Below are 8,902 nucleotides of genomic sequence, written 5' to 3' on the forward strand. Positions count from 1 at the left end.
GTTCACCGGCGGCGGTGCGGTCGACGCCGAGGAGGCCAGCCCGCGCCAGACCGTCGTCGTCGAGGTCGGCGGTCGACGTCTTGAGGTCTCACTGCCCGGCGATATGGCGCTGGGCGGTGGCGGCGGATCGGCCGATGCCAGCGTGGTCCGTAAGAAGCCCAAGGCGCGCAAGCGCGGCGGTCACGGCGCCGCAGCGGCATCCGGTGTCGCTGTCACCGCACCGATGCAGGGCACCGTGGTCAAGGTCGCCGTCGAGGAGGGTCAGACGGTCGCCGCCGGCGAACTCGTCGTGGTGCTGGAGGCCATGAAGATGGAGAACCCGGTCACCGCCCACAAGGATGGCGTCATCACCGGGCTGTCGGTGGAGGCGGGTGCCGCAGTCACCCAGGGCACCGTCCTGGCCGAGATCAAGTAGGGCCCACGTGAGGCACCCCGATATCAACGCGGGCGCGTGGTACCTGCGCGCGCGACTGGACGGCTCCTGGGATGTCTGCGAGCCGGTCACCGGCGTGGCCATGGCGGAGGTGACGGCCGACCCGGCCGGCGAGGAGATCACCGTGCGCGGTGAGCCTGCCGCCGCGCGTGCCGGTGCCGCCGCCGTGCGCCGCTACCTACTGCAGTTGGTCGCCCAGCAGAGTCAGTAGCTCCGCTTGTATGCCCTAGGGGAACTTCGCGAGGAGTTCATGTTCGGAGATCACGAACAGCGAGCCCTCTGAGACGGCCTTTTCCCGACTGGTCAGCAGAATCGTGTTGTCGGGCAACGGTACTGACCTGTCGGCCCGCGCCACCAGACCGGCGGTGCCGAAGTCCCAGGCCTGCGTGAGGATCTGCGGGGGATCGTCGAGGTAGTACATGACCGTCGAGGGTGCCGGATAGAACGGTTGCAGGCCGAGCAGGTACTCCAGGGCCGCATTGATCCGATAGTTCTCGTAGGGCATCGGCAGCAGTGAGTCATCGCCCACGCAGCGCAGTCGAGTGGCGACGTAGTAGTTATCGATCCAGTCCCTGCCCGCGAGAGTTCGTACCCTCAGAGCCACCTGCATCCGCATGCGCGCGAAGTGATCGATTGCGCGATGGCACCACGCAAGATTCTCCGCGTCCAAGAGGTGTGCGACGCGAGAGAGGATGTACTCCAGACCACCGCGGTAGCGGTCCCAGCCCGACTTGACTTCTTCGTGCCCGTACTGGCTTCGCGACTCGCCCTCGAAGTATCGGGTGATGGAGCGATAGAAGGGTTCCGGGCTAAACGTCACTGCCGCCCGATCGACCATTCGAGCGATCTGTACGAAGAAATAAAAAGCTAGCGGCGTATCGGTGTTAAGCACGTCTTTGACAAGCGATGTTCGGGCCACATAGATCTCCGGAAAGACATGACCTTTCACCAAGAAGTCAAAAAGGGCGCCATGATCCCCGGCCGCGATTGTCGTCTCGTGGTCAACGGCATAAAACTGATCGATGTCCTGCGCCGCAACGCGGTCATGGATGAACCAAGGTGCATAAACCGCGCCAACGTCGGGATTGGCTTCCAGGTAGGCGATGTGACGTCCGAGTGCAGCAGGAATGAGCAGATCGTCATCGGCGACGTAGACGAGATATCGGCCCCGCGCAGCTCCGAAGAGCCGCACGATATTTGGCGCAGCACCCACGTTCTCTGGCCGCCGGATGTAGCGCATTGCCAACTTGTCCTCATACTTGCCCACCACATCCGGAGTGTCATCCTCCGAAGCGTTATCGCCGATCAGCAGTTCGTAGGAGTATCCGAGTTCGCCGATGTGGGCGACGAGATCTGCCAGCAGACAATCGAGATACCGCGCCCGGTTGTAGGTGGGCACACAGATAGTCAGAACAGGCGGCCGCACAGAATCGGGAATAGCTGCAGGGTTCACGACTCTCCGAGTTTCTCACGAAAAAACGTCCGCACATCCGAGACGAACAACTCCGGCTGTTCGAAGGCGGCGAAGTGCCCTCCCCGGGGCATGTCCGTCCAATGGGTGATGTTGTACTTCGACTCGCACCAGCGGCGCGGGGACCGCAGGATCTCCTTCGGAAACGCCGCAACACCCGTCGGCACCTCGACCCGGCCAAACTCAGCGAGGTTCTTGAAGCTCTCCCAGTACAGCCGCGCCGACGATGCACCTGATGCGGTCGCCCAGTACATCATCACGTTGTCGAGCATCTCGTCTCGGGACAGCACGTTCTCCGGATGCCCGTCACAGTCGGTCCACGCCCAGAACTTCTCCACGATCCACGCCATCTGGGCCACCGGCGAGTCGACCAGTCCGTAGCCCAGCGTCTGGGGCCGGGTGGCCTGCTCCTCGGAGTAACCCATCCCCCAGCGCTGATGGTAGGCAAGCCCTTCCAGCGCAGACTGCTCCGCAGGTGTGGGGTCTCGCATGCTCTCCGCGGTCGGCAGACCGAGTGGCATATTGGTGTGAATGGCGATGCACCCGTTGCCGTCGCCCGCCGAGGCGTTGCACCCGATCTGGGTGGTTACCACCGCACCCCAGTCACCGCCCTGCGCGCCGTAGCGCTCATAGCCAAGCCGCTTCATCAGGGTGTCCCAGGCCGTCGCGATGCGTTCAATGTTCCAGCCCGCACCGGTCGGCTTGCCGGAGAATCCGTAACCCGGAAGCGTCGGGCACACGACATGGAAATCCTCAGCGAGCGGCTCGATCACCTTGCTGAACTCGACAACCGATCCGGGCCAACCGTGTGTGATCACCAGCGGTAGCGCATCAGGATTGGCACTGCGCTGATGAATGAAGTGAATGTCCAGGCCGTCGATCTCGGTGACGAACTGATCGAACCGGTTCAGCTCAGCCTCCCGGCTTCGCCAGTCATAGCCGTCCGCCCAGTAACTCGCCAGTTCACGGGTGTAATCCAGCGGGATGCCCTGACTCCAATCCGACACACACTCCCGCTCAGGCCAGCGGGTGCGCTGCAACCGCTGCCGGAGGTCGGCCAGATCCTCGTCGGGAACCGAGATGCGGAAGGTCCGGATGTCTGCCATGCCGCTGATTATCACCTGCCGCACCACTACCCTCGGTAACCATGCGACTGGTGGTCGATCTCAACAGGTGTCAGGGCTACGCCCAGTGCGTGCCGCTGGCCCCGGAGGTGCTCAAACTCGTCGGCGAGGAAGCCCTTGCCTATGACCCCAATCCGGACGAATCCCAGCGCCAGCATGTCCTGCGCGCGGTGGCGGCCTGCCCGGTGCAGGCGATCATCCTCGAACTGGATCCCCCGGCCGACCGGGACACCCTGTGAGCGGAATCTACTCATTCGACGAGATCCTCCGGACGTTCCGGGCACAGGGTCGCATCGTCATCGTCGGCGCCTCACTGGCCGGGCTGCGCGCAGCAGAAGCGTTGCGGGAGAAGGGCTTCGAGGGCTCACTGACGATCATCGGGGACGAAGCACACGAACCCTATGACCGCCCGCCGTTGTCCAAGCAGGTCCTCAAAGGCTGGGTCCCGGCCGACCACACCAAACTTCCCCGGCTGCACCGGGTTGACGCGGACTGGAAGCTCGGCGTGGCCGCGGTGGGCCTGGACCGGATCAACCACGTGGTGCAGCTGGGTAATGGCGAAGAGGTCGGTTATGACCGGCTGCTGATCGCCACCGGCACCCGGGCCCGGCCCTGGCCCAACCCCGAAGAGGGTGCGCTGCAGGGCGTGTTCACGGTGCGGACCGTGGAGGACGCTGCCGGGTTGCAGGCCGCGCTGAAGGCCAAACCACGCCGGGTGCTGATCGTCGGGTCGGGGTTCGTCGGGTCGGAGATCGCCTCGGTGTGCCGCGACCTTGATCTGCCGGTCACGGTGACCGAACGCGGCAGCGGGCCGCTCAAGGGTGCCCTGGGCGGGGTGATCAGCGATATCGCGGCCGACATGATGCGCGACGCCGGGGTGGATCTGCGCACCGGCGTCTCGGTGAAATCCCTTGCCGGTGACGAGGCCGGCCACGTCCGGTCGGCGACGCTCTCCGACGGCACCGTCCTGGAGGTCGACGTGGTGGTCCCGTCCCTGGGTTCGATCCGCAATGTCGAGTGGCTCGAGGGCGCCGGTCTGGCCGCCGGGCAGTGGGGCGTCGGCTGCGATGCCGGTTGCCGTGCGTTCGACATCAACGGCGTGGTGACCGACCACATCTTCGTCGCCGGTGATGTGGCCCGCGCACCGCACGTGCTCTACGGCTACCAGTACCTGGCGCTGGAGCACTGGGACAACGCGATTTCCGGTGCCGAGGTGGCCGCCAACAACATGCTCAACCTCGAGGTGGGTCGTCGCGCGCACCTACCGTTGCCGTCGTTCTGGTCCGGCCAGTTCGGTGTCAACATCAAAAGTGTCGGGGTGTGCTCGTTCGGCGACGAGATCGTCTTCACCCAGGGTTCGCCTGCGGACCGTCGTTTCGCGGCCGCCTACGGCCACAACGGCCGCATCGTCGGCGCGGTCACCTTCAATCACGGCAAGTGGCTGCCCTACTACGCCGACATGATCGAACGCTCGGCGCCGTTCCCCCCACCACCGCCCGGCTACGACCAGCCGGCCAACCACGAGGTGATGCCCGCCCGCTTTCCTGATCCGCGCGAGCCGGCGGGCAATCCCGATGTGGTGCTCACCGGACACGACCCGACCGACCGTCGCGCCGAATTCCGGCCGCGCGCCCACTAGCAGGAGTAGCGATGGATCCCGCAGCCGCCTGGGCCGAGGCGATGAAGTTCGCCAACCGCCCCAACCCGTTTCCGTTCTACGAGGAACTCCGCCGGACGCCGGTCGCCAAGGTCTCGGATAAGACCTACGTGGTCACCGGATTCCCGGAAGTCATTGCACTGGCGCATGATCCGCGGATCAGCGTCGATGTGAGCCGCAGTCCATCGGGGTTCTTCGGTGAGAAGTCCGTCCAACTAGACCCGGCGGAGGCCGCCCAGACCCGCAACCTGAGCATGCTGGTCTCCGACCCACCCGAACACGACGTGATGCGGCGGCAATTCATGCGGTACTTCGGGCCACCGCACTCCCCCAACATCATCCCGAGCATGGCCTCGTTCGTGACGGATCTGGCCAACGAACTGCTGGACACGGTGAAGGCCCGGGGCGGCAGCCGAATGGACGTCGTCGAGGACTTCTCCTACCGGATCCCGGTCTCGGTGATCTTCCGGATCATGGGCGCCCCGATCGAGGACGAGCCGAAGTTCCACGGCTGGGTGACCGACTTCATGCAGGCCGCCGACGTCGGTCCGGAACGCGACAGCCCGGAGGGCCAGGCCGCAATCGCGAAGGCCCAGAAGAGTTCCGCCGACCTGAATGACTGGCTCGCGGATCTGGTCGAGAGGTTCATCAGGGAGCCGGGACCGGGCCTGCTATCGGCGGCACTGCACGACGACGGCCCCGACGGTCCGATGTCGGCCAGGGTGGCGAAGTCCAATGCTCTGCTGCTGATGATCGCCGGCCACGACACCACGGTGAACACCATCACCAACTCGGTGCTGACACTGCTGCGCAACCCCGGATCCTGGGATCTGCTGCGCGACAATCCGGAACTGATCCCGCGCGCGGTCGAGGAGGTGCAGCGGCTGCAGGGTGCGGTCCAGTTCACGGTGAACCGCTGGGCGATGGCCGATATCGAGATCGGTGGCACCCGGATTCCCCAGGGATCGGCGGTGTTCCTGGTGCTGGCGGCCGCGAACCGTGATCCCCGGCGTTTCCCCGAGCCGGACCGGTTCGATCCCATGCGCAAGGACAACGAGCACGTCGGCTTCGGCAGCGGTATCCACACCTGTTTCGGCGGTCCGCTGGCCCGGCTGGAGATCAACCTGGCTCTGGAGGTGTTCCTGCGCCGGGTCCGCTCGCCGAGACTGGTGGTCGATCCCCCGCCGTACCGGCACAACCAGGTGTTCCGGGGTCCGCGGCACCTGTGGGTGGACTTCGCTGAGATCCTCGACTAACCCCACCCGCGCGAGCGTGCATGAAATGCACGCACGGGCGGCGTGTCGGCGTACCGACACGCACGCTCGCGGATGGGCATGGTGACTGGCAGGCTGTCGGTGTGAGTCTCGACCGGTTCGCGCCCACCACCCGGCGCTGGTTCGAGGGCACCTTCAACGCCCCCACCCCGGCCCAGTCGCAGGCCTGGGCGGCGATCGCCGATGGCGAGCACACCCTGGTGGTCGCACCGACCGGCTCGGGAAAGACACTGGCCGCATTCCTCTGGGCGATCGACCGGCTGGCGCACGAGCCCAGCGAGGCCGGGGGCACCCGTGTCCTCTATATCTCCCCGCTCAAGGCCCTGGCCATCGACGTCGAGCGCAACCTCAAGACCCCACTGGCCGGCATCGCGCGAATCGCCGCTCAGGAGGGACTGCCCGTTCCGCAGATCAGCGTCGGGGTGCGCTCCGGGGACACCCCGCCGCCACAGCGCCGCCAGCTGATCATCAACCCGCCCGACATTTTGATCACCACACCCGAATCACTGTTTCTCATGCTGACCTCGGCAGCCCGCGACACCCTCGCCGGAGTTCAGACGGTGATCATCGACGAGGTGCACGCGGTGGCCGCCACCAAGCGCGGTGCGCACCTGGCACTGTCACTGGAACGACTCGACGCCCTGCTAACTCAGCCCGCCCAGCGCATCGGGCTGTCGGCGACCGTCCGCCCGCCCGAAGAGGTGGCCCGATTCCTCACCGGCGGCAGACCCGCCCGCACCATCAATCCTCCGGCGGCCAAGACCTTCGAACTGTCCGTTCAGGTGCCGGTGCCCGATATGACGAACCTGGAGAACAACACCATCTGGCCTGAGGTGGAGACCCGGATCGTCGATCTCATCACCTCCCACAGATCCACCATCGTGTTCGCCAATTCGCGACGGCTGGCTGAACGGCTCACAGCCCGCATCAACGAGATTCACGCCGAACGCAACGGCGTCGAGTTGGACAGGCCACCGGCGCACATGCTGGCGAGCAACCAGATTCAGGGCGCTGAACCACTGCTGGCCCGCGCCCACCACGGCTCGGTGTCCAAGGAACAGCGCGCCGCCGTCGAGGACGATCTGAAGACCGGACGTTTGCGGGCGGTGGTCGCCACCTCAAGCCTGGAGCTCGGCATCGACATGGGCGCGGTTGACCTGGTGATCCAGGTGGAGGCGCCGCCCTCGGTGGCCAGCGGCCTGCAACGGGTCGGCCGGGCCGGCCATCAGGTCGGTGAGATCTCCCGCGGCGTCCTGCTGCCCAAGCACCGCACCGATCTGATCGACTGTGCGGTCACCGCCCAGCGGATGCTGGCCGGAACCATCGAAACCATGCGGGTGCCGGCCAATCCGCTCGACGTTCTGGCCCAGCAGACGGTCGCGGCCTGCGCGCTGGAACCGATCAGCGCCGACGTGTGGTTCGACACCGTGCGCCGCAGTGCCCCGTTCGCAACGCTGCCGCGTAGCGCGTTCGAGGCCACCCTGGATCTGCTGGCGGGTAAGTATCCGTCCACCGACTTCGCCGAACTGCGACCCCGGCTCGTCTACGACCGCGACACCGGCACACTCACCGCACGCCCGGGGGCGCAGCGGCTGGCGGTCACCTCCGGCGGCACCATTCCCGACCGCGGTCTGTTCACCGTGTATCTGGCCACCGATTCCGAAAAGCCCTCCCGGGTAGGCGAACTCGACGAGGAGATGGTCTACGAATCCAGGCCGGGCGATGTCATCGCGCTGGGCGCGACGAGCTGGCGGATCACTGAGATCACCCACGACCGGGTCCTGGTGATCCCGGCGCCCGGTCAACCGGCACGGCTACCGTTCTGGCGCGGGGATGAATCCGGCCGCCCGCCCGAGCTGGGCGAGGCCATCGGAAAGTTCACCGGTGAGCTCGCCGGTCTGGACCATGACGCCTTCGGCACTCGCTGCTCCGAAATCGGCTTCGACGAGTTCGCCATCGCCAATCTGCGCACGCTGATCGACGACCAACGCGAGGCAACGAAGGTGGTGCCCAGCGACACCACCCTGGTGGTTGAGCGCTTCCGCGACGAACTGGGCGACTGGCGGGTGATTCTGCACTCGCCGTACGGACTGAAGGTGCATGGCCCGCTCGCCCTCGCGGTGGGGCGCCGGCTGCTCGAGCGGTACGGGATCGACGAGAAACCGACCGCCAGCGATGACGGCATCGTGGTGCGACTGCCCGATACCGAAGACACCCCGCCCGGTGCCGACCTGTTCGTGTTCGAGGCCGACGAGATCGAGGCACTGGTCACCGCCGAAGTCGGCGGGTCGGCACTGTTCGCCTCCCGGTTCCGCGAGTGCTCCGCTCGGGCGCTGATACTTCCCCGGCGGCACCCCGGAAAGCGCTCACCGCTGTGGCATCAGCGTCAGCGGGCATCCCAATTGCTGGACGTGGCAAGGAAGTACCCGGACTTCCCGATGGTGCTGGAAACCGTCCGGGAATGTCTCAAGGACGTTTACGACGTTCCGATGCTGACCGAACTGATGGCGCGGATCGCCCAGCGCCGGGTTCGACTGGTCGAGGTGGAAACCCCCACTCCATCACCGTTCGCCGCCTCGCTGCTCTTCGGCTACGTCGGGGCGTTCATGTACGAAGGCGACAGCCCACTGGCCGAGCGGCGGGCCGCGGCACTCTCCCTGGACACCACACTGCTGGCCGAGCTACTGGGCCGGGTGGAGTTGCGCGAGCTGCTTGACGCCGACGTGGTGGCCGCCACCGGCCGCCAACTTCAGCACCTCGACGACGACCGCAAGGCCCGCGATGCCGAGGGCGTCGCCGACCTGCTGCGCCTACTGGGCCCGCTCACCGATGACGAGATCAGCGAGCGCTCAACGGCTCCCGATGTCGGCGCCTGGCTCGACGGCCTACTCGCCAGCCGACGGGTGCTTGCGGTCTCCTATGCCGAGCGCCGCTGGTGGGTCA

The 8,902-nt window shown here is 66.2% G+C and carries 8 protein-coding genes; 6 read left to right on the forward strand and 2 right to left on the reverse strand.

Annotated elements, in window-relative coordinates:
- Both ACR2JI_RS09770 and ACR2JI_RS09775 read left to right on the forward strand, forming a co-directional pair.
- On the forward strand, positions 1–415 hold a 415-nt coding region (locus tag ACR2JI_RS09770; RefSeq protein ID WP_526389881.1), incomplete at its 5' end, for an acyl-CoA carboxylase biotin carboxyl carrier protein subunit.
- 7 nt (positions 416–422) lie between these two features.
- Positions 423–644, forward strand: coding sequence for a hypothetical protein (locus tag ACR2JI_RS09775; protein ID WP_526389882.1), 222 nt, complete (start codon positions 423–425; stop codon positions 642–644).
- A gap of 15 nt (positions 645–659) precedes the next feature.
- On the opposite strand, the gene ACR2JI_RS09780 is transcribed toward ACR2JI_RS09775, so the two are convergent.
- Both ACR2JI_RS09780 and ACR2JI_RS09785 read right to left on the reverse strand, forming a co-directional pair.
- Positions 660–1,886, reverse strand: a complete 1,227-nt coding sequence (locus tag ACR2JI_RS09780) for a glycosyltransferase family 2 protein (RefSeq protein ID WP_526389883.1) — start codon at positions 1,884–1,886, stop codon at positions 660–662.
- The gene (locus ACR2JI_RS09785; RefSeq protein ID WP_526389884.1) at positions 1,883–3,010 is read right to left on the reverse strand and encodes an alpha/beta fold hydrolase; all 1,128 of its coding nucleotides are present in this window, start codon (positions 3,008–3,010) and stop codon (positions 1,883–1,885) included. The genes ACR2JI_RS09780 and ACR2JI_RS09785 overlap by 4 nt, the downstream gene beginning before the upstream one ends.
- Before the next feature lie 41 nt (positions 3,011–3,051).
- Between ACR2JI_RS09785 and ACR2JI_RS09790 the strand changes: the two genes are divergently transcribed.
- The 4 genes from ACR2JI_RS09790 to ACR2JI_RS09805 all read left to right on the forward strand — a co-directional run.
- Entirely contained in the window at positions 3,052–3,267 is a 216-nt protein-coding gene (locus tag ACR2JI_RS09790; RefSeq protein ID WP_526389885.1) for a ferredoxin, read from the forward strand.
- Positions 3,264–4,667 (forward strand): NAD(P)/FAD-dependent oxidoreductase, encoded by a 1,404-nt coding sequence (locus tag ACR2JI_RS09795; protein WP_526389886.1) that lies wholly within the window; start codon positions 3,264–3,266, stop codon positions 4,665–4,667. The genes ACR2JI_RS09790 and ACR2JI_RS09795 overlap by 4 nt, the downstream gene beginning before the upstream one ends.
- A gap of 11 nt (positions 4,668–4,678) precedes the next feature.
- Complete coding sequence (locus tag ACR2JI_RS09800; RefSeq protein ID WP_526389887.1) at positions 4,679–5,941, forward strand: cytochrome P450; 1,263 nt, start codon at positions 4,679–4,681, stop codon at positions 5,939–5,941.
- A 101-nt stretch (positions 5,942–6,042) separates the two neighbouring features.
- Positions 6,043–8,902 (forward strand): DEAD/DEAH box helicase (locus ACR2JI_RS09805; protein ID WP_526389888.1); only part of this gene is annotated, 2,860 nt, incomplete at its 3' end.

It is taken from the genome of Mycobacterium sp., assembly GCF_051006775.1.
Taxonomy (GTDB): Bacteria; Actinomycetota; Actinomycetes; order Mycobacteriales; family Mycobacteriaceae; genus Mycobacterium.